Raw genomic sequence first — 24555 nt, 5'->3', positions numbered from 1 at the left:
CTGGCCGGTACGAGGTTTGAAGTGTTGCCCCGATAGGGGGCAGTACGCGGAGTAACCCCCGGACTGTGCAGGTCCTGCGGAGGGTTCGTGATTGTCCCGTGCCCATGATCGCGGTCGGAGCGGGTCCGGGGTGCGGTGTGCGCCGGACGGCCGCCGGGCCGTGCTCCGGGCCCGTGCGGTACCCTGACGCCATGCGTGCCGTACGCCTTCTGCTTAGCGAGCCGCGCTGATCACTACCGACCGGTGACCATGCCTGGTCGGACTCGGCGCGGCGTCCCCTCCTGTGCGAGGGGATTTTTCGTTTCCGTAGACGTGTGTCCGTAGACGGTGGGCGCCGGCAGATGACGATCGATGGAGCTTTGAGGATCATGAGCGAGACGAATTCCGCGGCCGAGGTGGCCGCGCCGCACCGCTACACGGCAGCGATGGCCGCCGACATCGAGGCACGCTGGCAGGACTTCTGGGACGCCGAGGGGACGTACGAGGCGCCCAACCCGAGCGGTGACCTGGCGGACGGTTCCGGGCTGGCGGCGAAGCCGAAGCGCTTCATCATGGACATGTTCCCGTACCCCTCGGGCGCCGGCCTGCACGTCGGCCACCCGCTGGGCTACATCGCCACCGACGTCTACGCCCGCCACCAGCGGATGACCGGGCACAACGTCCTGCACACCCTGGGCTTCGACGCCTTCGGTCTGCCGGCCGAGCAGTACGCCGTACAGACGGGCACCCACCCGCGCGCCTCCACCGAGGCCAACATGGAGAACATGAAGGTCCAGCTGCGACGGCTGGGCCTGGGCCACGACAAGCGCCGCTCCTTCGCGACCATCGACGCGGAGTACTACAAGTGGACCCAGTGGATCTTCCTGCAGATCTTCAACTCCTGGTACGACACCGAGGCCGACCGGGCCCGCCCGATCGCCGACCTGGTCGCCCAGTTCGAGAGCGGTGAGCGCCCGCTGCCGGACGGCCGCGCATGGGGTGCGCTGAGCGCCGCCGAGCGTGCCGACGTCCTGGGGCAGTACCGCCTGGCGTACGCCTCGGACGCACCCGTCAACTGGTCGCCGGGCCTGGGCACCGTGCTGGCCAACGAGGAGGTCACGGCGGACGGCCGCTCCGAGCGGGGCAACTTCCCGGTCTTCAAGGCGAAGCTGCGCCAGTGGAACATGCGGATCACCGCGTACGCGGACCGGCTGCTGAACGACCTGGACGGGCTGGACTGGCCCGAGGCCATCAAGCTGCAGCAGCGCAACTGGATCGGCCGGTCCGAGGGTGCGCGCGTCGACTTCCCCGTCGACGGTGCCGGCGACATCACCGTCTTCACCACCCGGCAGGACACCCTGTTCGGTGCCACCTACATGGTGCTGGCGCCGGAGCACGAGCTGGTCGAGCGGATCATCCCCGCCGCGTGGCCCGAGGGCACGCATCCGGTATGGACCGGCGGCCACGCCAACCCGGCCGAGGCGGTCACCGCCTACCGCAAGCAGGCCGCGGCCAAGTCCGACGTGGAGCGCCAGGCGGAGGCCAAGGACAAGACCGGTGTCTTCACCGGGACCTACGCGACCAACCCCGTCAGCGGCGACAAGGTGCCGGTCTTCATCGCCGACTACGTCCTGATGGGCTACGGCACCGGCGCGATCATGGCGGTACCGGCGCACGACGCGCGCGACTTCGCCTTCGCGCGCGCCTTCGAGCTGCCGATGCGCTGCGTCGTCGAGCCGTCGGACGACCGCGGACTGGACCCCTCCACGTGGGAGGACGCGTTCTCCTCGTACGAGGCGAAGCTGGTCAACTCCTCCAACGGTGAGATCTCGCTCGACGGCCTGGGCGTCGTCGAGGCCAAGGCGAAGATCACCGAGTGGCTGCAGGCGCACGGGGTCGGCGAGGGCACGGTCAACTTCAGGCTGCGCGACTGGCTGTTCAGCCGTCAGCGCTACTGGGGCGAGCCCTTCCCGATCGTCTACGACGAGGAGGGCATCGCCCACCCGCTGCCCGAGTCGATGCTGCCGCTGGAACTGCCCGAGGTCGAGGACTACTCGCCGCGCACCTTCGACCCGGAGGACGCCGACACCCAGCCCGAGACCCCGCTGTCCCGCAACGCCGACTGGGTCAACGTCACGCTGGACCTGGGCGACGGCGCCGGTCCGCGGCGCTACCGCCGCGAGACCAACACCATGCCCAACTGGGCCGGTTCCTGCTGGTACGAGCTGCGCTACCTGGACCCGAACAACGACCAGCGGCTGGTCGATCCGGCGATCGAGCAGTACTGGATGGGACCGCGCGACGGCCTGCCGACCGGCGGCGTGGACCTGTACGTCGGCGGCGCCGAGCACGCCGTGCTGCACCTGCTGTACGCCCGGTTCTGGTCCAAGGTCCTGCACGACCTGGGGCACATCTCGTCCGCCGAGCCGTTCCACAAGCTGTACAACCAGGGCATGATCCAGGCCTTCGTCTACCGTGACAGCCGTGGCATCGCCGTCCCGGCCGCCGAGGTCGAGGAGCGGGACGGGGCCTACTTCCACGGCGACGAGAAGGTCAGCCGCGTCCTGGGCAAGATGGGCAAGTCGCTGAAGAACGCGGTGACGCCCGACGAGATCTGCGGAGAGTACGGCGCGGACACCCTGCGCCTGTACGAGATGGCCATGGGGCCCCTGGACGTCTCACGTCCGTGGGACACCCGGGCCGTCGTCGGCCAGTACAGGCTGCTGCAGCGCCTGTGGCGCAACATCGTCGACGAGGAGACGGGCGAGGTCACCGTCGTCGACGCGGAGCCCGGCGAGGACACGCTGCGGGCACTGCACAAGGCCATCGACGGTGTCGGTCACGACATGGCGGGGATGCGCTTCAACACCGCGATCGCCAAGGTCACGGAGCTGAACAACCACCTGACGAAGGCGGGCGGGCCGCTCTCGCGGTCGGTCGCCGAGCGACTGGTGCTGCTGGTGGCACCGCTGGCGCCGCACGTGGCGGAGGAGCTGTGGCGCCGGCTGGGCCACACCGAGTCCGTCGTGCACCAGGACTTCCCGGTCGCCGACCCCGCGTACGTCGCCGACGAGACCGTCACCTGTGTGGTGCAGATCAAGGGCAAGGTCAGGGCGCGTCTGGAGGTCTCCCCGTCGATCACGGACGAGGAGCTGGAGGCGCTGGCCCTGGCCGACGAGAACGTCGTCGCCGCCTTGGGCGGGGCCGGTATCCGCAAGGTGATCGTCCGGGCGCCGAAGCTGGTCAACATCGTCCCCGCATAGGGGCGCAGGGTTTCCTGGCCGGGATTCTCCCCACGGCCAGGGCTTTCCCCTACGGGCAGGTTGGGGGTTCCTCCGGAACCCTCGGCCTGCCCGTTCCGTTTACGGTGGAGGGGCGGGCCGCACACCGGCAGCCGAACCGACAACCGAGGGGCGTCCATGGAAGCCGTGATCCTGATCCTGACGTTGCTGTTCGTCGCGTTCATGGCGCTCGGTGTGTACGCCGGCGTGAAGGCGGTGCGGGCCGCCAAGCGGGGCGTTGACCGGACGATCACGCAGGCGCGCCGTTCCGTGGAGGACACCGCGCTGCGGGCGAAGAGCTACGGACAGCCGGGTGTACCGGGAGAGCTCGCACAGCTGAGACTCGCCCTGAGGACGTCGATGAGGGCCACCCAGGAGGCGCTGAACGCCGGGGCTGCGGATGACGCGTCCCTCTCGGAGTCGCTGAACCTGTTCCACCGGCTGAGCGCCCATGGGCGGGAGCTCGAACACGACCTCAAGCGGCTGGAGCGCGAGCCGGACCGGGCGACCGTGGCCTCCCTGCTCCCGGGCCTGAAGGAGCGCACCGAGCGCATCACGCACTCGGCGGAGTCGCTGCGCTGGGCGGCGCGTGACCGGGCCAGGCAGTTCGCCGACGACGACCTGGCCGCGCTGAACGCTCAGATCGACGTGGAGGCCGGAGCCCTGCGGCACTGGACGACCGAGGAACCGCAGGCGCAGAGCGGTGACGCGGCCGGGCACCACTGGACTGCCCCGGCGGACGAGCCGTCACCGCAGGCGATCGGCTCTCCGGATCCTCGCTCGGGCGCGGGCTACCCGTGGCAGAAGTCGGCCAAGCCGGAGACGACGAACTGAACCGGCGGACAGCCGGGTGACCGGTCGTGGGGTGACGCCCTGCTGAGGGGGCGTTCGGAGGGCGTCCGGAGCCGGTGGCCCCACGGGCGGCGAGAGTGGCGACGTGTGTGCGGACTCGTCAACGGGTGTCCGAGTTACACGCAGGAATGTTTGCAGGGTGAGCGGAAACGATCAGTAGATCGGTCCCGGGCTGCCGTGCCCCCGCCCTGGAAGGTAATCTCCGGCTCATGTCCCGCCATGTCGCTATCGTCACCGATTCAACGGCCTACTTGCCACGCCGGACGATGGAACGGCACGGCATCACCGCGGTGCCGCTGACCGTGGTCCTGGGTGATCAAGCACTGGAGGAGGGCACGGAGATCTCGGCCCGGTCGCTGGCCCTGGCTCTGCAGAAACGCCACTCCGTGACCACGTCGCGGCCCAGTCCGGAAGTCTTCGCCGCGACGTACCGCACCGTGGCGCAGGCCGGTGCCACCGACGTCATCTCCCTCCACCTGTCGGCCGAACTCTCCGGGACGTACGACGCCGCGCTGCTCGCGGCGAAGGACGCGCCCGTGCCGGTGCGAGTCGTCGATACCGGCATGGTGGCCATGGCCCTGGGCTTCTGCGCGCTCGCGGCCGCCGAGGCCGCGGAAGCGGGGGGCGGTCCTGACGAGGCGGTCGCCGCGGCCGAGAAGCGGGCGTCGGACACGTCGGCCTACTTCTACGTCGACACGCTGGACTACCTGCGCCGGGGCGGCCGCATAGGCGCCGCTCAGGCGTTGCTGGGCTCCGCCCTCGCGGTCAAGCCCCTCCTCCGGCTGGACGGCGGCCGTATCGAGCTGCTGGAGAAGGTACGGACCGCGTCCAGGGCGATCGCCCGGCTCGAGGAGATCGTCGCGCAGCAGGCGGGCTCGGGTGCGGTGGACATCGCCGTGCACCATCTGGCCGCGCCGGAAGGAGCCGAGCGGCTCGCGGAGCGGTTGCGGTCCCGGGTGCCCGGACTCGCCGATCTCTACGTCAGCGAGGTCGGCGCGGTCATCGGGGCGCACACAGGACCCGGACTGCTGGGCGCTGTCGTCTCCCCGCGCTGAACACCACCCCTTCGGGTGGCGATGATATCCACAACTGGTGGGTTATCCACCGGATATGGGGCGCCTCAGCGCATTCCGGCAGAAGTGTCTAGCGTCGTGCGGTATGAGCTACCGATCACTTCCGACGCCCGGCCTCCCGGCCGTTCCGCAGCAGCCCAGCGGCGCGGCGCGCATCGCTCCCGACCGGATCGGACAGGTGCACGCGCATCCGTCCCGGCACGCCGACACGAACACGCATCGCGGTGACCGGCGTCCGGTGCGCGGGACGGGCCCGACGGGGCGCGCCCGGCACAGATCCGGTGTCCGCCCGGGCGGTGCGGCCGGCACCTCCCCGGGCGCCGCCCACCGAGTCCGGCACGGGCGCAGGCGCCTCGCGCGCGGATTCGACGCCGAGGCCGCGGCGGCCTCGCGGCTCCGGGCGGACGCGCTGATGGCGGGCGGACGCTCCCTGCCGACGGAGGCGGAAGCAGCCGGGCGCTCCCTTCGAAGCGAGGCGGAAGCGGGCGGGTGCTCCGTTCAGACCGAAGCGGCAGCGGGCGTGAGTGCCGCGACCGGGCGGGCTCGCGCGGCCCCCTCCTGGGCCGTGCGCCCGGACGAGTCGGCCGTGTCCACCAGGCTCCTCCGCCCGGCGGACCGTGGGGCGGACCCGGCCCCGGAGCCCGGCCGGCAGGCCGCTCCGGCCGTCGCCGGCCCGCTCCGGCCACCGGACCGGGGAGTGCCCCGCACTTCCGGAGCGCGGGCATGGTGGTGGCGGGAGGCCGGTTCTGCGCTGCGCGACCGCCTCCCCTTGTGGATACAGCTCAGATGCGGTCTGGAACCGCGTGCCCTCGCGGCGGTGGGGGTCATCCTGGCCGGCGCCGTGATCCTCGCAGCGGCCCATTTCCGGTCCGCCCGGCCCGAGACGGTGCGAGCTCCCGAACGGGTGGCCGAGGCCGCGGCCGTCCAGGCGGGCACTCCTGGCCCTCCCGGTGCCGGCGATCCCTCGCCTCTGGCCGCCGGGTCGTCGGTCGGCCCGACTCCTGGCGGTCGCATCGTCGTCGACGTGAGCGGGAAGGTGCGCCGTCCTGGGATCCAGTACCTGCCGGCCGGCTCCCGTGTGGCGGACGCGCTGAGGGCGGCTGGGGGTGTCCGTGAAGGTGCGGATGTCACGGGACTCAACCGAGCGCGCGTCCTGACGGACGGCGAGCAGGTCGCGGTGGGGCTGCCTGCCGCCCAGCCCCCACCGGGCGCAGGCACTGGACCGGGGTCCGGGCGTACCGGTCCCGTGGCGCCGCTGAGTCTCGGCTCGGCCACCGCCGAGCAGCTCGAGACCCTGCCGGGAGTGGGACCCGTCCTCGCCCAGCACATCATCGACTACCGGACCGAACACGGCGGCTACCGCTCCGTCGACGAGCTCCGTGAGGTGAACGGAATCGGCGACCGCCGGTTCGCGGACCTCCGGACCCTGGTCACACCGTGAACAGCACCGATGTGCACCGGGATTCGGGATCTCGGCTGGGCGCCGCCGATCCGCGGCAAGAAGCTCCGGCCGATCTCCGGCTGGTGCCTCCAGCTCTGGCGGCGTGGGGGGCCGCGGCGGTGGCTCTGGGCGTGCCCGGCCGTTGGGCGGGGGCGGGAGCCGTTCTCTGCGCCTGCGCGGGCCTGGTCCTCCTCGGCCTGTCCCGCACCACGACAGGCCGGGACGGCGGATCGCCGCCCCTGCGGGCGAGCCCACGGCGGGTGTCGCGCCCCGATGCGCGTGGGCAGCCGATGGCCCCCGAGGGCTGTGTGCGGCGCTCCACGCCACGTGCCACCGTCGCTGCCGGAATGCTCCTGTGTGCCGCCGCCGGCGCGGCGGCGGGAGGCCTGCACGGAGCGGACTCCCGCAGCGGGCCCGTCCCGGAGCTGGCACAGGCGTATGCGCGGATCGAGGCCGATGTGACCCTGACGTCCGACCCGCGACCGACCCGGCCCCGCGTCCAGGGCGATCACAGCACGCCCGCGTCGCTGCTCATCGACGCCGAGGTCTCCCGGCTGACGGCTCCCGACGGGCGGGTCACCGCACTCCGTACCCCGGTTCTCGTCATGGTCGCCCCGGGCGAGGAGGCGGCGAGCTGGAGGCAGTTACTGCCCTCGACACGCCTTCGGATCAGCGGGCGTCTCGCACCACCGCGTCACGAGGGCGAGCGCATCGCGGCCGTGCTCGGCACCGACGCGGACGAGGCACCGAGGACGAGCGCCGGACCGACCTTCCTCCAGCGCGGTGCGGGGCGACTGCGCTCCGGCCTCCGGGAGGCCACGGACGGGCTCGGCCCCGACGCTCGGGCCCTGCTGCCGGGGCTCGTGGTCGGAGACACCTCCCGTGTCCCACCCGACCTGCACGACGCTTTCAAGGCCACCGACCTCACCCATCTCCTCGCTGTTTCCGGTGCCAACCTGTCCGTTCTGCTCTTCCTCCTCATCGGACCACCGGGTACGGCCCTGCGCAGCGAGCGCCGCGGGCTGGCACCCAGGCTGGGGATCTCACTGCGCATGACGGCCGTCACCGGCGGGGCCATCGCGCTCGCCTTCGTGATCGTCTGCCGCCCCGAACCGAGCGTCCTGCGCGCGGCGGCGTGCGGTCTGATCACTCTGCTCGCGATCGGGACGGGCCGGCGCAGATCGCTGATCCCCGCACTCGCCGCGGCCGTGCTGCTCCTCGTGCTGTACGACCCGTGGCTGTCCCGCAGTTACGGATTCCTGCTCTCCGTGCTCGCCACGGGGGCGCTGCTCACGCTGGCCCCGCGGTGGAGCGGTGCGCTGCGGCGACGCGGGGTCCCGGCCCGGCTCGCCGAGATGCTGGCGGCCGCCGGAGCCGCCCAGGCGGTCTGCGCGCCTGTGGTCGTGGTTCTCGCCTCACGCGTCAGCCTCGTGGCGATTCCCTGCAATCTGCTGGCCGAGTTCGCGGTGGCGCCTGCGACGGTTCTCGGATTCGCCGCGCTCGCCGTGGCCCCCGTGTGGATGCCGGCGGCCGAGGGACTGGCCACGGTGGCCGGCTGGCCCGTCAGCTGGGTCGCGTACGTGGCCCGTACCGGGGCCGCCCTTCCCGGGGCGGAGGCGGACTGGCCCGGTGGCTGGGGTGGTGCCGCTCTCCTGGCCGGCCTCACCGCCGTGCTGGTGCTCTCCGCCCGCCGGCTGGCACGCCACCCGTGGATCTGCTCGGCCGCCGCGCTCCTGCTGGTCCTGGCCGTGTGGAGACCGGTGCCGCTCACCCGGCTCATGACGGGATGGCCGCCGCCGGGCTGGGCCTTCGCGCTGTGCGACGTCGGGCAGGGCGATGCCATGGTGCTCGCCACGGGGGAGGGTTCGGGGGTGGTCGTGGACGCCGGCCCCGAACCGGGCCTTGTCGACGGATGCCTGCGCGACCTGGGCGTCACCCGTGTTCCTCTGCTGCTTCTGACCCACTTCCACGCCGACCACGTACGCGGTCTCCCCGGCGTGCTGCGGGGCCGCGAGGTCGGCGCGATCCAGACGACGGTGCTCGACGAACCACCCGAGCAGGCCGCCTTCGTGAAGCGGACGGCCGCGGCGGCGCGCATCCCGCTGATCAGGGCCGTGCCGGGTGAGCGGCGCAGGGCGGGCCCGGTCGACTGGCAGGTGCTGTGGCCGGCCGCGTACGGGCGGGGGCCGCTCCCGGCTCTGGCGACCGAGGAGCCGAACGACTCCAGCGTCACCCTCCTGGTCCGGTCGGGAGGGCTGACCCTGCTGCTGCTCGGGGATCTCGAACCTCCCTCCCAGCGAGGGGTGTTGCGCGCCTTCCCCGCACTGCCGCAGGTCGACGTGCTCAAGGTGGCCCACCACGGCTCCGCGCATCAGGACCCCGCTCTGCTGCGCAGCGCCCGCCCGCGGCTCGCCGTCATCAGTTGTGGCGCGGACAACCCGTACGGACATCCGGCCCCCCGCACGCTCGAAGCGCTCGAGGCGACGGGGGCGGAGATCCTGCGGACCGACAGGGACGGTGCGATCGCGGTCACGGGAAGCGGTGAGCGGCTTGCGGCGGCGGGCCGGGCATGAACGGGAAGGGGTACGGGTTCCGGTGCTACAGGCGGTTCGTGAACGGGGAGGGCTACGGTGTCCGGTGCGGCGGGCCGGTGACGAACAGGCGGCTCGTGGCGGCTGGGGCGGGCCGGTGCTGTCAGACCAGCCAGGTTCCGTCGGTCATCAGGTCGCGCCCCTTGAGCTCGTTCTCCTCCCGCCACGCCTTGACCCCGCGCGGTGTGACGCGCAGGTACACCCAGGCGGGACGGCCGCGCAGGTCCCACTTGAGCTTCTCGGCGAACGCGTCCCCGGACTCGGTGGGGAGTTCCGTGCCCTCCACGATCTCGGCCTCACCCTCGATCAGCACCACGTCGCGGGTGTGCCCGAGGGAGAGCCTGACCCTGCCGGTGGGCGTCACGTTGACAGCGGTCGGATTGGTACGCCGGGTCGCCAGCAGCAGCGTGCCCCCGTCCCACACGAACGACAGCGGTACGAGGCACGGCTCGCCGTCGTGCGACGCCGTCGCCACCCAGACGTCCTCGTCGTGGTCCAAGCGGTGGAGTACGTCATGCTTGCGCTGTTCCGGGCTTCGCGCCGGTGCCGGATCCGTCATGGCCCCCACGCTAGCGACCGGCAGCCGCCCTCGCCTCGGCCGACGGACCTAGGTCCACCGGCTCATGGCACCGCCCTGTGCACGGGAACAGACTTCCGCCATGGACGAATCAGCCAAGACCCCCGGAACCGCCAAGACCCCCGGAACCGCCAAGACCCCCGGAACCGCCAAGATCCCCGGAACCGCCGAAACCCCCGGAACCCCCGGAACCCCCGGAACCCCCAGGACGACCGAAGGAGCGCCCGGCGCGGGTCCGGCCCTCAGCCGAGCCCGTGTGGACGCCTACCTGGAGCGCATCCAAGCGGCACGCCCTTGCCGGGCCGACGCGCCCGCTCTGCGGGACCTGCAGCGCCGCCACCTCATGACCGTGCCCTTCGAGAACCTGTCCATCCATCTGGGCGAGGACATCGTCCTGGAGGAGGAAAGACTCGTCGACAAGATCGTCACGCAGCGCCGGGGCGGCTTCTGCTACGAACTCAACGGCGCTTTCGCCGCGTTGCTGCGCGGTCTCGGCTTCCGGGTCACCCTGCTCCAGGCCAGGGTCTTCGGCGATGGAGGGCGCCTCGGTATTCCGTACGACCATGTCGCGCTGCGTGTGGAGACGGAGGACGGTACGGGCCCGTGGCTCGCCGATGTGGGGTTCGGTGACCATGCCGTGGCGCCGCTGGCCCTGGACTCCCGCGCGGAGCAGGTCGACGTGAGCGGAACGTTCCGCTTCAGGGAGGCACCGCGAGGAGACCTCGACCTGTCGCGGGACGGTTCCCGGCAGTTCCGTCTCGATCTCCGGCCGCGTGCGCTCTCCGACTTCCGGGCGGGCTCCTGGTACCACCGCACCTCGCCCGAGTCCCGCTTCACCCGGTCCCTCGTCTGCTCACGGCTGACCGAGGACGGACGGGTGACACTCAGCGGCCGGACACTCGTCTCCACCGTGCGCGGGACACGGCATACGGAGGAGCGGGCGACCGACGCGGACGTACTCCGTGCCTATCTCGATCTGTTCGGGGTGGCGCTGGAGCGGGTGCCCGAAGTGCGTGCGGCGGCGCCGGGAGCGTGACGGCGTGGCTGGGGGCGTCCTGCGGCCGTTCGGGCTACTGGCTGGCGACGTCCGGCGTCCGGCGGGCGTTCGGGCTACGGCGTCTCCAGCCAGCCGTCGTACTCCGCGGCGAAGGCGTCGAGTGCCGCGGAGTCCAGCCGTTTTGCCGGGTCCTCGACGACCACCAGCCACTGGGCGTCCTCGGCGTCGTCCTCCCCGGCCAGCGCGTCCCGCACGAGCTGGGGCTCCTCGTCGACCGGGAACCGGTCGGGCAACTCCTCGGCGACCGCCTCGGCCGAATCCCGGTCGGGCAGTACCAGTACATGTCTCACATCTACATGTCTCACATCGCTCACCCGGCCATTCTCCGGCACGCGCCCGACACCCCTGCCCTCGGGCGGCCGTCCGGGGTCGTTGTCGGTGGGCCGTGGGATGCTGGAGCGCGATGGCCACCAGACGCAGTTCCACCGACGACCCGCTCGCTCCCGTCACGCTCGCCGTGGGCCAGGAGGACCTGCTCCTGGACCGCGCCGTGCAGCACGTGGTGGCGGCTGCACGCGCCTCCGACGCCGACACGGACGTCCGCGATCTCACTTCGGACCAGCTGCAGCCCGGCACTCTCGCCGAGCTGACCAGTCCTTCGCTCTTCGCCGAGCGCAAGGTCGTGATCGTGCGCGACTCCCAGGACCTCTCCGCCGACACCGTCAAGGACGTCAAGGCGTACATGGGAGCCCCTGCCGAGGAGATCACCCTTGTGCTCCTGCACGCGGGCGGCGCCAAGGGCAAGGGGCTGCTGGACGCGGCGCGGAAGGCCGGGGCACGCGAAGTGGCGTGCCCCAGGACCACCAAGCCGGCCGAGCGGCTGTCCTTCGTCCGGTCGGAGTTCCGTGCGCTCGGGCGCTCCGCGACCCCCGAGGCGTGCCAGGCGCTGGTGGATTCCATCGGCAGTGACCTGCGGGAGCTCGCGAGCGCCGCCTCGCAGCTCGTCGCGGACGTCGAGGGGACCATCGACGAGGCCGTCGTCGGCCGCTACTACACCGGCCGGGCCGAGGCATCCTCCTTCACCGTCGCCGACCGGGCGGTCGAGGGCCGCGCCGCGGAGGCTCTGGAGGCACTGCGCTGGTCGTTGTCGACCGGTGTCGCCCCCGTCCTCATCACGAGCGCCCTCGCCCAGGGCGTCCGGGCGATCGGCAAGCTCTCCTCCGCCCGCGGCGGGCGGCCCGCGGATCTCGCCCGCGAGCTCGGAATGCCGCCGTGGAAGATCGACCGGGTACGCCAGCAGATGCGCGGATGGACCCCGGACGGTGTCGCCGCCGCACTGATCGCGGTCGCGGCGGCCGACGCGGGCGTCAAGGGCGGCGGCGACGACCCCGAGTACGCCTTGGAGAAGGCCGTGGTCGCCATCGCCCGCGCGGCACGCTCCGGGGGCCGCTGAGCCCCCGGCCCCCCGCCGGCAGCACGTAACCAGCGCACCACGTACCCGCGCCCCAGTGCCCGCACCCCGGCGCGCGCCCAGCCATGCCCAGCACCCAGCCCCACGCATGAAGCCCCACACATGAAGGCCCACGCACGAAGGCCCACGCATGAACCCCCACGCACGAAGGCCCCGGCCGTCGTCCTGGGGAGGACTTCGGCCGGGGCCTTCGTGCAGAGCAAGGTGCGCCGCACCCGCGTGGCGAACGCAGGTTCGGTGTGCGGCGCGGGGTGCCGGTCAGGGGCGGGAGAGAGGGCCCGCCGAGTCCGTTCCGGCGATCACATCAGAGCTCAGCCCTGGAGGGCGGCAACCTTGTGAGCCAGCGCCGACTTCTTGTTGGCGGCGGCGTTCTTGTGGATGACGCCCTTCGAGACAGCCTTGTCGAGCTGGCGCGACGCGTCACGGACGGCCACAGTGGCCTTCTCGACGTCACCGGCAGCGGCAGCCTCACGGGCCTTGCGGATCGAGGTCTTGAGCGAGGACTTGACGGCCTTGTTGCGCAGGCGCGCCTTCTCGTTCGTCTTGTTCCGCTTGATCTGGGACTTGATGTTCGCCACGAAAGAGCCTTTTCAGGTTCGTTGGATCTTCTATGTGCGCCACGCCGCTTCTGAGGGCCACGAGGCACAGCTGCCCACGGTAGCAGTCACCCTCGGACCGGCCCAAACCGGTCCCGGTCCCGCAGGCGTGGGACGATGGAGGCTACGTATCGATCCGCCCGACCCGACAACGACCCGAGACACGGCGTTCGGCGTCTCAAGAATCAGGACCCTGCGTGCCCGCGACTCCTACCAACGTGCCCGAGCCGAGCCGTACCGACCCGGCGCTGATCCGCAACTTCTGCATCATCGCGCACATCGACCACGGCAAGTCGACGCTTGCCGACCGGATGCTCCAGCTGACCGGAGTGGTCGATCAGCGGCAGATGCGCGCTCAGTACCTCGACCGGATGGACATCGAGCGCGAGCGCGGCATCACCATCAAGTCCCAGGCGGTCCGACTGCCGTGGGCGCCCACCGAGGGCGAGGGCAAGGGCCCGACTCACGTCCTCAACATGATCGACACCCCCGGCCACGTCGACTTCACGTACGAGGTCTCCCGCTCGCTGGCAGCCTGCGAGGGCACGGTCCTGCTGGTCGACGCCGCCCAGGGCATCGAGGCGCAGACGCTCGCCAACCTCTACCTGGCGATGGAGAACGACCTCACGATCGTCCCGGTGCTCAACAAGATCGACCTGCCGGCCGCCCAGCCGGAGAAGTTCTCCGAGGAGCTGGCCAACCTCATCGGCTGCCAGCCCGAGGACGTGCTCAAGGTCTCGGCGAAGACCGGTGTCGGAGTGGACGCCCTGCTCGACCGCGTGGTCAGGGACGTCCCCGCCCCCGTCGGCCTGGCGGACGAGGCGGCCCGGGCGATGATCTTCGACTCGGTCTACGACCCCTACCGCGGAGTCGTCACCTACGTGAGGGTCGTCGACGGCCAGCTCAACAAGCGTGAGCGCATCAAGATGATGTCCACCGGCGCCACCCACGAGCTGCTGGAGATCGGTGTCTCCTCCCCGGAGATGACTCCGTCCGACGGCCTCGGCGTCGGTGAGGTCGGCTACATCATCACCGGTGTGAAGGACGTCCGGCAGTCCAAGGTCGGCGACACCATCACCTCTCTGAACAAGGGGGCGACCGAGGCGCTGGGCGGCTACAAGGACCCCAAGCCGATGGTGTTCTCCGGTCTGTACCCGCTGGACGGCTCGGACTACCCGGACCTGCGTGAGGCCCTGGACAAGCTCCAGCTCAACGACGCCGCCCTGGTGTACGAGCCGGAGACCTCGGCCGCTCTCGGCTTCGGCTTCCGCGTGGGGTTCCTCGGCCTGCTCCACCTCGACGTGGTCCGTGAGCGCCTGGAGCGCGAGTTCGGCCTGGAGCTCATCGCCACCGCCCCCAACGTGGTCTACCGCGTGGAGATGGAGGACGGCTCGGAGCACGTCGTCACCAACCCGAGCGAGTTCCCCGAGGGCAAGATCGACAAGGTGCACGAGCCGGTCGTGAGGGCCACGGTCCTCGCGCCCAGCGAGTTCATCGGCGCGATCATGGAGCTCTGCCAGAACCGGCGCGGCACCCTGCTCGGCATGGACTACCTCTCGGAGGACCGGGTCGAGATCCGCTACACCCTGCCGCTCGCCGAGATCGTCTTCGACTTCTTCGACCAGCTGAAGTCCAAGACCCGCGGTTACGCCTCGCTGGACTACGAGCCCACCGGCGAGCAGTCCGCGCAGCTGGTCAAGGTGGACATCCTGCTGCACGGCGACAAGGTCGACGCGTTCTCCGCGGTCACGCACAAGGACAAGGCGTACGCCTACGGTGTCCGCCTGGTGGCCAAGCTGCAGAAGCTCATCCCCCGGCAGAACTTCGAGGTGCCGATCCAGGCGGCCATCGGCTCCCGGGTCATCGCCCGTGAGACCGTCCGGGCGATCCGCAAGGACGTCCTCGCCAAGTGCTACGGCGGCGACATCTCCCGTAAGCGGAAGCTGCTGGAGAAGCAGAAGGAAGGCAAGAAGCGGATGAAGATGGTCGGCAACGTGGAGGTGCCGCAGGACGCGTTCATCTCCGTGCTGTCGACCGACGAGTCGGCGGGCGAGGGCAAGGCGAAGAAGTAGCGCGAGGCCGGGAAGCAAGGCCGCGAAGCACGGCCGGGAAGCACGGCCGAGAAGTAACGTCAGTCACTCCCTGCCCCGGGGTGACGGGGAGCGCGCCCCGGTGCTCACCGGGAGCGTGACGACCTGGAAGTACCCGGAAGTAGCCCAACTGGCCCCTGTGCCGCGGATGTCCGCGGCACAGGGGCCGGGTTCGTTATCAAGCGGCGGCCTGTTGCCCCTTACGCCGCGGTCCCGCGCGCTCTACTCTGATCACCACCCGTTAGTTACTCGCCAGTTAAACAAGCAGGCCGAGCGGGAACGAGAAGCAGGAACACGAGCAAGCAAACCCAAGAGACCGGTCGTAGCAATGCCGCAGGCCCGGAGGACGTCGTGAGCGACACACAGACCCTGATCGACAGCCGGCCGCCCTCCGTGGCGTCCCTCTTCATCGACCGCGTGGCGGCCACCCCGCAGGGGGAGGCGTACCGCTACCCGGTGCCCGCCGCCTCGGGCGAGGGCCCGGACGACTGGAAGTCGCTGACCTGGGCGCAGGCCGCCGAGCGTGTCCACGCCATCGCGGCGGGGCTGATCGGGCTCGGTGTCCTGCCCGAGGAGCGGGTCGCGCTGGCGTCCTCCACCCGCGTCGAGTGGATCCTCGCGGACCTCGGCGTGATGTGCGCGGGGGCGGCCACGACGACGATCTACCCGTCCACGAACGCCGAGGAGTCCGCCTTCATCCTGGCCGACTCCGACAGCCGCGTCCTGATCGCGGAGGACGCCACCCAGCTCGCGAAGGCAAGAGAGAGCAGGGCCGGGCTGCCCGCTCTCGCCCATGTCGTGGTCATCGACCCGGCGGGCGTCGAGCCCGTCGACGGTGACCCGGAGGGATGGGTCCTCACCCTGGCCGAGCTCGAGGCCAGGGGCGCGGAGTACCTGGTGAAGAACCCGGACGCGATCACCGACCGGGTCGCCGCCATCACCCCCGATCAGCTGGCCACCCTCATCTACACCTCGGGCACCACCGGTCGTCCCAAGGGCGTGCGGCTGCCGCACGACAACTGGTCGTACATGGCGAAGGCGACCGTGGCCACCGGCCTGATCACCGCGGACGACGTCCAGTACCTCTGGCTGCCGCTCGCGCACGTCTTCGGCAAGGTGCTGACCTCCGGCCAGATCGAGGTCGGCCACGTCACGGCGGTCGACGGCCGCGTCGACAAGATCATCGAGAACCTGCCGGTCGTCCGGCCGACCTACATGGCGGCCGTGCCGCGCATCTTCGAGAAGGTCTACAACGGGGTCGCGGCCAAGGCGCGCGCCGGCGGCGGCGCCAAGTACAAGATCTTCCAGTGGGCGGCGGGCGTCGCCCGCGAGTACGCGACGGTGTCGCAGGACAACTTCCGCCGCACCGGCAGGGCCTCCGTGCCCTTCGCCCTCGGAGCCAAGCACAAGGTGGCGGACACTCTCGTCTTCGCGAAGCTCCGCGAGGCCTTCGGCGGCCGGCTCCGGGCCTGCGTCTCGGGCTCGGCCGCTCTCGCCCCCGACATCGGTCTCTTCTTCTCCGGCGCCGGGATCCACATCCTGGAGGGCTACGGCCTCACCGAGTCCAGCGCGGCCTCCTTCGTCAACCCCGGCGAGGCCTACCGCACCGGGACCGTCGGCAAGCCGCTCCCCGGCACCGAGGTCCGCATCGCGGACGACGGCGAGATCCTGCTGCGCGGCCCCGGCCTGATGGAGGGCTACCACCGGCTGCCCGAGAAGACCGCCGAGGTGCTGGAGTCCGACGGCTGGTTCCACACCGGCGACATCGGCGAGCTGTCCCAGGACGGCTACCTGCGGATCACCGACCGCAAGAAGGACCTGATCAAGACCTCCGGCGGCAAGTACATCGCCCCCGCGGAGGTCGAGGGACAGTTCAAGGCCGTGTGCCCGTTCGTGTCCAACATCCTGGTGCACGGCGCCGACCGTAACTTCTGCACCGCCCTCATCGCCCTCGACGAGCCGACCATCCTCGGCTGGGCCGAGGAGAACGGCCTGGGCGGCAAGCCGTACGCCGACGTGGTCGCGTCGCCGCAGGCCGTGGCACTCGTCCAGGGCTATGTGACGCGCCTCAACGAGGGGCTGCAGCGCTGGCAGACCATCAAGCAGTTCCGGCTGCTGCCGCGCGATCTCGACATCGAGCACGGCGAGCTCACCCCCAGTCTCAAGCTGAAGCGCCCGGTCGTCGAGCGCGAGTACCAGGACCTCATCGACGACATGTACGCGGGCTCACGGGAGAAGTGAGCCGGGTCGGGTGAACCCGCAGGGGCCGGTGGACGCGGAGGCGCCCACCGGCCCCTGCCGCGTTCCCGCCCGACCCCGACGACTTCCGTCACTCGGTGCTTATGGGCACGGTCGGTCTGTCACTCTGTCGTAGAACGTCACGGCGTTCGCGAGACTGTCAGGAGCCGCACCGTGGGGTCCATTCCCTTGCAGCGGGACATCGTGCACCGTCCCGCAACCGTCGTCGCCGGTCAGGGCGACGACCCGCGTCCGGTCGCGCGCACGAGCCTGCCGGGTATCCCGCAGGCCTCGTCCGCGGCGCGCAGGTTCGTCCGCGCCGCGCTCGCCGACTGGAACGGGCTCGGTCTGCCGAGCGCCGGCGAGTTCGGCGAGCGGCTCACCGACGACGCGCTGACCGTGGCCAGCGAACTGGTCACCAACGCCGTCGTGCACGCCGGCACGACGGTCGAACTGCTCATCCGGCTGGAGGACTCCACCGGACCCGAGCCGCTCGCACTCGTGCTGGAGATCACCGACCACCACCCGGCACGTTCGGTGCGCGACGGCCGCGCCGAGCGGCCCGATCCGGCCGAGTACGGCCGGGGGCTGCAACTGGTCGCGACCCTCGCCGAGTCCTGGGGCATCACCTACCGCACCGGTCTCAAGACCGTCTGGGCCCGCCTCCCCGGCGACGACCGGTTCGGACTGCCCGACGCCCCGCCCGCCGGAGAGGCCGCCTCCCGGCCGGGGCCGCGTCCGGCCGCCGCTCCCACGGGCGGCAGGCCGGAGCGCGACGACGCCGGCTGGGCGGGGCGCGGAGGGCCCGCCTTCCTCGCCGAGGCGTCCGGCATGCTCGCGGGCCAGCTCGACGAGAACCTGGTGGCCGCGACGGCGGGCCCGCTCCTGGTGCCCCGGCTCGCGGACTGGTGCGCCATATGGCTGGAGAGCGAGAGCGGCGGCCCGGGGGCCGTGCCCCGGCTCGCCGGGGTCTGGCACAGCGACGAGGCCCGCACGGCGCTGCTGCGCCCCGCGCTGGAGAAGGAACCGCTCCGGCTGCCCGGCAGCGTCGGCACCGGCCCCGTGCCCATGCCCTGGCCCGGCGGCGCCGGGGCGGAGCGTGAGAGCGTCACCGGAGCGGCCCTGGCGCACCGCATCATCTCCGGCGGGCGGACGCTCGGCGCGGTCCTCGTGGGACGCGAGGGCGTGGACCACATCCCCGACGAGGTCGTCGCGCTCCTCGCGGACTTCGTGCGCCGTGTCGGCCTCGCCGTGGGCGCGGCCCGCGCCTACACCCGCCAGGCCACCATCAGCCGCATCCTCCAGCGCGGTCTGCTGCCCAGCAAGGTCGCCGAGATACCGGGCGTCACCAGTGCCCTGGTCTACGAACCGGGTGACGACGGCGTCGTCGGCGGGGACTTCTACGACCTCTTCCCCTGCCCCGGCGGCCGCTGGTGCTTCGTCCTCGGTGACGTCCAGGGCAGCGGTCCCGAAGCCGCCGTCGTCACCGGTCTCGCCCGCCCCTGGCTCCGCCTGCTGTCCCGCGAGGACTTCAGCGTCGGCGAGGTCCTCGACCGGCTCAACCGGCTCCTCCTCGACGACGCCATGGAGGCGGCCGAGGCCGCGGCCCTCATGGTCGCGGCGGCGGGCGGCCAGCAGATCCAGGACGGCACCCAGTCCCGTTTCCTGTCCCTGCTCTACGGCGACCTGGTGCCGCTCCCGGACGGCGGCGTGCGCTGCACCGTGGCCAGCGCCGGTCACCCGCTCCCGCTGCTGCTGCGCCCCGACGGATCCGTACGCCCCGCGGCCGAGCCGCAGGTGCTGCTCGGGGTCGTCGAGGACGTGGCGTACGGCAGCCAGACCTTCGACCTCGCGCCGGGCGACAGCCTGCTCTGCGTCACGGACGGGGTCACGGAGAGGCGTTCCGGGCGGCTGATGTTCGACGACGGCGACGGGCTCGCACGGGTGCTGGCGGACTGCGCGGGGCTCTCCGCCGCCGGGATAGCCGACCGGATCAAGCGGGCCGTGCACACCTTCGCCGAGCGCCCGCCGGACGACGACCTCGCCCTGATGGTGATCCAGGTGGACTGAGACCGGGCCCACAGCCAGGCGTGCCGGGAAGCTCCGGCGGCGAGTGACAATGGACGGTATGCCTTCCGTACTGCCCGATGGTGAGCCCGTGCCCGACGACGGGGCGCTGCCCCGCCACGCCCTGGAAGGCGCAGCCGACCGGCCGCTCGGCTTCTACCTGCACGTGCCCTACTGCGCCACCCGCTGCGGCTACTGCGACTTCAACACCTACACCGCGACCGAACTGCGGGGCTCCGGCGGCGCCCTCGCCTCCCGCGACAACTACGCGGCCCACCTCGTCGAGGAGGTCCGCCAGGCGCGCAAGGTGCTCGGCGACGACCCCCGCCCCGTCCGCACGGTCTTCGTGGGCGGCGGCACCCCGACGCTGCTGCCCGCCGCTGACCTCGTCAGGATGCTCGCGGCGATCCGCGAGGAGTTCGGGCTGGCCGAGGACGCCGAGATCACCACGGAGGCCAACCCGGAGTCCGTGGACCCGGCCTATCTGGCGGCCCTGCGCGAGGGCGGCTTCAACCGTGTGTCCTTCGGCATGCAGAGCGCACGGCAGCACGTCCTGAAGATCCTCGACCGCACGCACACGCCCGGCAGGCCCGAGGCCTGTGTCGCCGAGGCCCGGGAAGCGGGCTTCGAGCACGTCAACCTCGACCTGATCTACGGCACCCCCGGCGAGTCCGACGACGACTGGAGGGCCTCCCTCGACGCGGCGATCGGTGCCGGGCCCGACCACGTCTCGGCGTACGCGCTGATCGTGGAGGAGGGCACCCAGCTGGCGCGCCGCATCCGCCGGGGCGAGGTCCCGATGACGGACGACGACGTCCACGCCGACCGCTACCTGATCGCGGACGAGGCGATGGCGGCGGCGGGCTTCTCCTGGTACGAGGTGTCGAACTGGGCCCGGACGCCGGAGGGCCGCTGCCTGCACAACGAGCTGTACTGGCGCGGCGCCGACTGGTGGGGCGCCGGGCCCGGGGCGCACAGCCACGTCGGCGGGGTGCGCTGGTGGAACGTCAAGCACCCCGGGGCGTACGCCCAGGCCATCGCCGAGGGCCGTTCGCCCGGTGCGGGCCGTGAGGTCCTGGGCGACGAGGACCGGCGGGTCGAACGCATCCTGCTGGAGCTGCGGCTCGTCGAGGGCTGCCCGCTGTCGCTGCTCGCCCCCGCCGGTCTGGCGGCGGCCGGCCGCGCGGTCGCGGACGGGCTGCTGGAGCCGGGACCGTACGCCGAGGGGCGCGCGGTCCTGACGCTGCGGGGCCGGCTCCTGGCCGACGCCGTGGTGCGGGACCTGGTGGACTGAGAGCGGGGCCGGACCGGAACGCGCGGCCGGGCCCCGAAGGGCGCCGGCCCTCTCAGCCGGGCAGCGTGACGAAGTCGATCAGTTCCTCGACCCGGCCCAGCAGCTGCGGTTCGAGGTCCTTGTAGGAGGCGACCCGGGACAGGATGTGCTGCCAGGCCGCGCCCGTGTTCGCGGGCCAGCCCAGTGCCCGGCACACCCCCGTCTTCCAGTCCTGGCCGCGAGGGACCACCGGCCAGCCGGGGATGCCCACGGACGACGGCTTCACGGCCTCCCAGACGTCGATGTACGGGTGTCCCACCACGAGCACGTTCGCGTCCGTGACCTGCGCGGCGATCCGGGACTCCTTGGAGCCCGGCACGAGATGGTCGACCAGCACACCCAGCCTCGCGTCGGGCCCGGGCGCGAACTCCCGCACGATCGCTGGCAGGTCGTCGATGCCCTCCAGGTACTCCACCACCACGCCCTCGATGCGCAGGTCGTCCCCCCAGACCCGCTCGACGAGCTCCGCGTCGTGGCGCCCCTCCACGTAGATGCGCCCCGCCCGCGCCACCCGCGCCCGCGCGCCGGGCACCGCCACCGAGCCCGACGCCGTGCGCGAGGGGCGCGCCGGACCGCCCGCCGAGGGGCGTACGAGGGTGACCACCCGGCCCTCCAGCAGGAAGCCGCGCTGCACCATCGGGAACACCCGGTGCTTGCCGAATCGGTCCTCCAGCGTGACCGTCGGCCCCTCGGCCGTCTTCTCGCACCGGATCACCGCCCCGCAGAAACCGGTCACGGCCTCCTCGACGACCAGATCGGGCTCGGCGGGGACCTCGGGAGCGGGGGAGGACCTCTTCCACGGCGGGGTCAGGTCCGGCTGGTAGCTGCGCATGGCACGACGATAAGCGGGGCCGCTTTCACGACACGCCGAACCGGGCGGCCAGCCGGTCGCGCTGTGCCCGTACGAACGCCGCGTCCACCACCGCCCCGTGTCCCGGAACGTACAGCGCGTCCTCGCCGCCCAGCTCCAGCAGCCGGTCCAGCGCCGCCGGCCAGTGCGAGGGCACCGCATCCGGGCCCGCCTGGGGTTCGCCGGACTCCTCGACCAGATCCCCGCAGAGCACCACGACCGGCGAGCCCGGCACCAGCACCGCGAGATCGTGCCCGGTGTGGCCGGGCCCCACGTTGGCCAGCAGCACCTGGAGGCCGCCGCCGAGGTCCAGCGTCCACTCACCGCTGACCTGGTGCCGCGGAGCCACCAGGGCGTCCGCGGCCGCCGTCGCGTCCCGCTCGCTCATCCCGTGCCGCACCGCGTCCGCGCGCAGCCCGTCGGCGCCCCGCCCCAGCAGCTCCGCCGTGCCGACGGCGCCGTAGACCTCCGCACCGGCGAAGGCGGCGGTCCCGAGGACATGGTCGAAGTGGGGATGGCTCAGTGCGATATGCGTCACCCTCCGGCCCAGCAGGGCCTGTGCCTGCGCCCGCACCTGCGCCCCCTCGCGGAGCGTCGCACCGGTGTCGAGGAGCAGCACGGAGTCCGCCCCCGCCACCAGGGCGACGGTCGCGTCCCAGACGGGGAGGCGCCGCCGCCCGATACCGTTGCCCAACCGCTCCCAGCCGAACTCTTCCCAAGAGGCGTCCATACGGCGACGCTATCGGCATCGACCTGCGCGGTCCCGCGACGGACCGGCCGGTCGGCCTTGCCCCGGGCCCACCCCACCCCCGTACACTGACCGGGGGATTGCTGGCACTCGAACGCACAGAGTGCCAGGCAGACACCGGAGAACAACAGCTGGAGGTGTGCGCGGTGCTCAGTGAACGCAGACTCGAAGTGCTGCGCGCCATCGTCCAGGACTATGTCGGCACCGAGGAGCCGGTCGGTTCCAAGGCGCTCACGGAGCGGCACAGCCTCGGGGTCTCCCCGGCCACCGTCCGTAACGACATGGCGGTGCTGGAGGACGAGGGCTTCATCGCCCAGCCGCACACCAGTGCCGGGCGTATTCCTACGGACAAGGGCTACCGCCTCTTCGTCGACCGGCTCGCGGGCGTCAAGCCCCTGTCGTCGCCGGAGCGCAGGGCCATCCAGAACTTCCTCGACGGAGCGGTCGACCTCGACGACGTCGTGGGCCGCACGGTGCGGCTGCTCGCGCAGCTGACCCGACAGGTCGCCGTCGTGCAGTACCCCTCACTGACGCGTTCGACGGTCCGGCACGTGGAACTGCTGTCCCTGGCCCCCGCCCGGCTGATGCTCGTGCTGATCACGGACACGGGCCGGGTCGAACAGCGTATGATCGACTGTCCTGCCCCGTTCGGTGACACGTCGCTGGCCGATCTGCGGGCCCGGCTCAACAGCCGGGTCGTGGGACGGCGGTTCGCGGACGTCCCGCAGCTGGTGCAGGACCTGCCGGAGTCGTTCGAGAACGAGGACCGGGGAACCGTGTCCACGGTGCTCTCCGTCCTCCTCGAGACTCTGGTCGAAGAGACGGAGGAGCGGCTGATCATCGGCGGCACCTCCAACCTCACCCGCTTCGGACACGACTTCCCTGTGATGATCCGGCCGGTGCTGGAGGCATTGGAGGAGCAGGTCGTCCTGCTGAAGCTGCTCGGTGAGGCGACGGATTCGGGCATGACCGTACGGATCGGGCACGAGAACGCCCACGAGGGCCTCAACGCCACGTCCGTCGTCGCGGTCGGCTACGGTTCGGGCGACGAGGCAGTCGCCAAACTCGGCGTGGTCGGACCGACCCGCATGGACTACCCCGGAACGATGGGAGCGGTACGCGCAGTGGCACGTTACGTCGGACAGATCCTGGCGGAGTCGTAAGTGGCCACGGACTACTACGCCGTACTCGGCGTGCGCCGCGACGCATCTCAGGACGAGATCAAGAAGGCATTCCGTCGGCTCGCCCGCGAGCTGCACCCGGATGTCAACCCGGATCCGAAGACCCAGGAGCGGTTCAAGGAGATCAACGCCGCTTACGAGGTGCTGTCGGACCCGCAGAAGAAGCAGGTCTACGACCTCGGCGGCGATCCGCTGTCCTCCTCGGGCGGCGGTGGCGGCGCGGGAGGCTTCGGCGCCGGGGGCTTCGGCAACTTCAGCGACATCATGGACGCGTTCTTCGGCACGGCGTCGCAGCGCGGACCCCGTTCGCGCACCCGCCGCGGCCAGGACGCGATGATCCGGCTGGAGATCGACCTCTCCGAGGCGGCCTTCGGCACGACCAAGGACCTCCAGGTCGACACCGCGGTCGTCTGTACGACGTGCAGTGGCGAAGGAGCCGCCCCCGGCACCTCCGCGCAGACCTGTGACATGTGCCGCGGCCGCGGTGAGGTCTCCCAGGTCACCAGGTCCTTCCTCGGCCAGGTCATGACCTCGCGCCCCTGCCCGCAGTGCCAGGGCTTCGGCACGGTCGTGCCGACCCCGTGCCCCGAGTGCGCGGGGGACGGCCGTATCCGCTCCCGCCGCACGCTCACGGTGAAGATCCCGGCCGGTGTCGACAACGGCACCCGGATCCAGCTCGCGGGCGAGGGAGAGGTCGGCCCCGGCGGCGGCCCGGCCGGCGACCTGTACGTCGAGATCCACGAGCTGGCGCACCCGGTGTTCCAGCGGCGCGGGGACGACCTGCACTGCACGGTCACCATCCCGATGACCGCGGCGGCGCTCGGCACGCAGGTGCCGCTGGAGACGCTGGACGGCCTGGAGGAGATCGACATCAGGCCGGGCACCCAGTCCGGCCAGTCGGTCCCGCTGCACGGGCGCGGCATCACGCACCTGCGCGGCAACGGCCGCGGTGACCTCATCGTCCACGTCGAGGTCATGACCCCGACGAAGATGGACCCCGAGCAGGAGCGCCTCCTGCGGGAGCTGGCCAAGCTGCGTGGCGAGGAGCGGCCCACCGGCCAGTTCCAGCCAGGACAGCAGGGGCTCTTCTCCCGTCTGAAGGACGCCTTCAACGGCCGCTGACCCCTTTCACCGCACCGCCCGCCGGTTCCTCACCGGCGGGCGGTGCGGTGTTTCCACGTCAGCCCGCG

18 protein-coding genes are annotated in these 24555 nt (G+C 71.7%); 13 read left to right on the top strand and 5 right to left on the bottom strand.

The window, feature by feature from the left end; all coding sequences use genetic code 11:
• Nucleotides 1–368 precede the first annotated feature (368 nt).
• From leuS to ACFYY2_RS28445, 5 genes are all read left to right on the top strand, one after another.
• On the top strand, nt 369–3242 hold the full coding sequence (gene leuS / locus ACFYY2_RS28465; protein WP_388748206.1) for a leucine--tRNA ligase: 2874 nt from the start codon (nt 369–371) through the stop codon (nt 3240–3242).
• A 156-nt stretch (nt 3243–3398) separates the two neighbouring features.
• Entirely contained in the window at nt 3399–4094 is a 696-nt protein-coding gene (locus ACFYY2_RS28460; protein WP_388748204.1) for a hypothetical protein, read from the top strand.
• Nucleotides 4095–4321: 227 nt separating this feature from the next.
• On the top strand, nt 4322–5167 hold the full coding sequence (locus tag ACFYY2_RS28455; protein ID WP_388748202.1) for a DegV family protein: 846 nt from the start codon (nt 4322–4324) through the stop codon (nt 5165–5167).
• Nucleotides 5168–5270: 103 nt separating this feature from the next.
• The gene (locus tag ACFYY2_RS28450; protein WP_388748200.1) at nt 5271–6626 is read left to right on the top strand and encodes a helix-hairpin-helix domain-containing protein; all 1356 of its coding nucleotides are present in this window, start codon (nt 5271–5273) and stop codon (nt 6624–6626) included.
• Nucleotides 6627–6916: 290 nt separating this feature from the next.
• Nucleotides 6917–9199 (top strand): ComEC/Rec2 family competence protein, encoded by a 2283-nt coding sequence (locus ACFYY2_RS28445; RefSeq protein WP_388748348.1) that lies wholly within the window; start codon nt 6917–6919, stop codon nt 9197–9199.
• Nucleotides 9200–9320: 121 nt separating this feature from the next.
• On the opposite strand, the gene ACFYY2_RS28440 is transcribed toward ACFYY2_RS28445, so the two are convergent.
• Nucleotides 9321–9776 (bottom strand): pyridoxamine 5'-phosphate oxidase family protein, encoded by a 456-nt coding sequence (locus ACFYY2_RS28440; RefSeq protein WP_388748198.1) that lies wholly within the window; start codon nt 9774–9776, stop codon nt 9321–9323.
• Between the two features lie 100 nt (nt 9777–9876).
• On the opposite strand from ACFYY2_RS28440, the gene ACFYY2_RS28435 reads away from it, so the two are divergent.
• Complete coding sequence (locus tag ACFYY2_RS28435; RefSeq protein ID WP_388748196.1) at nt 9877–10830, top strand: arylamine N-acetyltransferase; 954 nt, start codon at nt 9877–9879, stop codon at nt 10828–10830.
• A gap of 74 nt (nt 10831–10904) precedes the next feature.
• Here ACFYY2_RS28435 and ACFYY2_RS28430 read toward each other — a convergent pair whose 3' ends face one another.
• Nucleotides 10905–11183, bottom strand: coding sequence for a hypothetical protein (locus tag ACFYY2_RS28430; protein WP_388748194.1), 279 nt, complete (start codon nt 11181–11183; stop codon nt 10905–10907).
• Nucleotides 11184–11254: 71 nt separating this feature from the next.
• Between ACFYY2_RS28430 and holA the strand changes: the two genes are divergently transcribed.
• On the top strand, nt 11255–12244 hold the full coding sequence (gene holA, locus ACFYY2_RS28425) for a DNA polymerase III subunit delta (protein WP_388748192.1): 990 nt from the start codon (nt 11255–11257) through the stop codon (nt 12242–12244).
• Nucleotides 12245–12573: 329 nt separating this feature from the next.
• Here holA and rpsT read toward each other — a convergent pair whose 3' ends face one another.
• Nucleotides 12574–12840 (bottom strand): 30S ribosomal protein S20, encoded by a 267-nt coding sequence (gene rpsT, locus ACFYY2_RS28420; protein WP_388748190.1) that lies wholly within the window; start codon nt 12838–12840, stop codon nt 12574–12576.
• 215 nt (nt 12841–13055) lie between these two features.
• On the opposite strand from rpsT, the gene lepA reads away from it, so the two are divergent.
• From lepA to hemW, 4 genes are all read left to right on the top strand, one after another.
• Nucleotides 13056–14930: a translation elongation factor 4 gene (gene lepA / locus ACFYY2_RS28415; protein ID WP_388748188.1), complete on the top strand. Its 1875-nt coding sequence runs from the start codon at nt 13056–13058 to the stop codon at nt 14928–14930.
• A 369-nt stretch (nt 14931–15299) separates the two neighbouring features.
• Nucleotides 15300–17189, top strand: a complete 1890-nt coding sequence (locus ACFYY2_RS28410; protein WP_388748186.1) for an AMP-dependent synthetase/ligase — start codon at nt 15300–15302, stop codon at nt 17187–17189.
• A 171-nt stretch (nt 17190–17360) separates the two neighbouring features.
• Entirely contained in the window at nt 17361–19256 is a 1896-nt protein-coding gene (locus ACFYY2_RS28405; protein WP_388748184.1) for a SpoIIE family protein phosphatase, read from the top strand.
• A gap of 58 nt (nt 19257–19314) precedes the next feature.
• Nucleotides 19315–20547, top strand: a complete 1233-nt coding sequence (gene hemW, locus ACFYY2_RS28400) for a radical SAM family heme chaperone HemW (protein WP_388748182.1) — start codon at nt 19315–19317, stop codon at nt 20545–20547.
• A 52-nt stretch (nt 20548–20599) separates the two neighbouring features.
• On the opposite strand, the gene ACFYY2_RS28395 is transcribed toward hemW, so the two are convergent.
• The gene (locus ACFYY2_RS28395; protein WP_388748180.1) at nt 20600–21418 is read right to left on the bottom strand and encodes a DUF3097 domain-containing protein; all 819 of its coding nucleotides are present in this window, start codon (nt 21416–21418) and stop codon (nt 20600–20602) included.
• A gap of 25 nt (nt 21419–21443) precedes the next feature.
• Nucleotides 21444–22166 (bottom strand): MBL fold metallo-hydrolase, encoded by a 723-nt coding sequence (locus ACFYY2_RS28390; RefSeq protein WP_388748178.1) that lies wholly within the window; start codon nt 22164–22166, stop codon nt 21444–21446.
• A 164-nt stretch (nt 22167–22330) separates the two neighbouring features.
• Here ACFYY2_RS28390 and hrcA point away from each other — a divergent pair, with 164 nt between their 5' ends.
• Together hrcA and dnaJ are read left to right on the top strand one after the other, a co-directional pair.
• A complete protein-coding gene (gene hrcA, locus ACFYY2_RS28385; protein ID WP_388748346.1) occupies nt 22331–23347 on the top strand; it encodes a heat-inducible transcriptional repressor HrcA in 1017 nt (338 codons plus the stop codon).
• Nucleotides 23348–24487 (top strand): molecular chaperone DnaJ, encoded by a 1140-nt coding sequence (dnaJ, locus tag ACFYY2_RS28380; protein ID WP_388748176.1) that lies wholly within the window; start codon nt 23348–23350, stop codon nt 24485–24487.
• Nucleotides 24488–24555 lie beyond the last annotated feature (68 nt).

The organism is Streptomyces sp. NPDC001822 (assembly GCF_042892135.1).
Lineage (GTDB): Bacteria > Actinomycetota > Actinomycetes > Streptomycetales > Streptomycetaceae > Streptomyces.
This window is presented reverse-complemented; position numbering and strand designations above follow the sequence as displayed.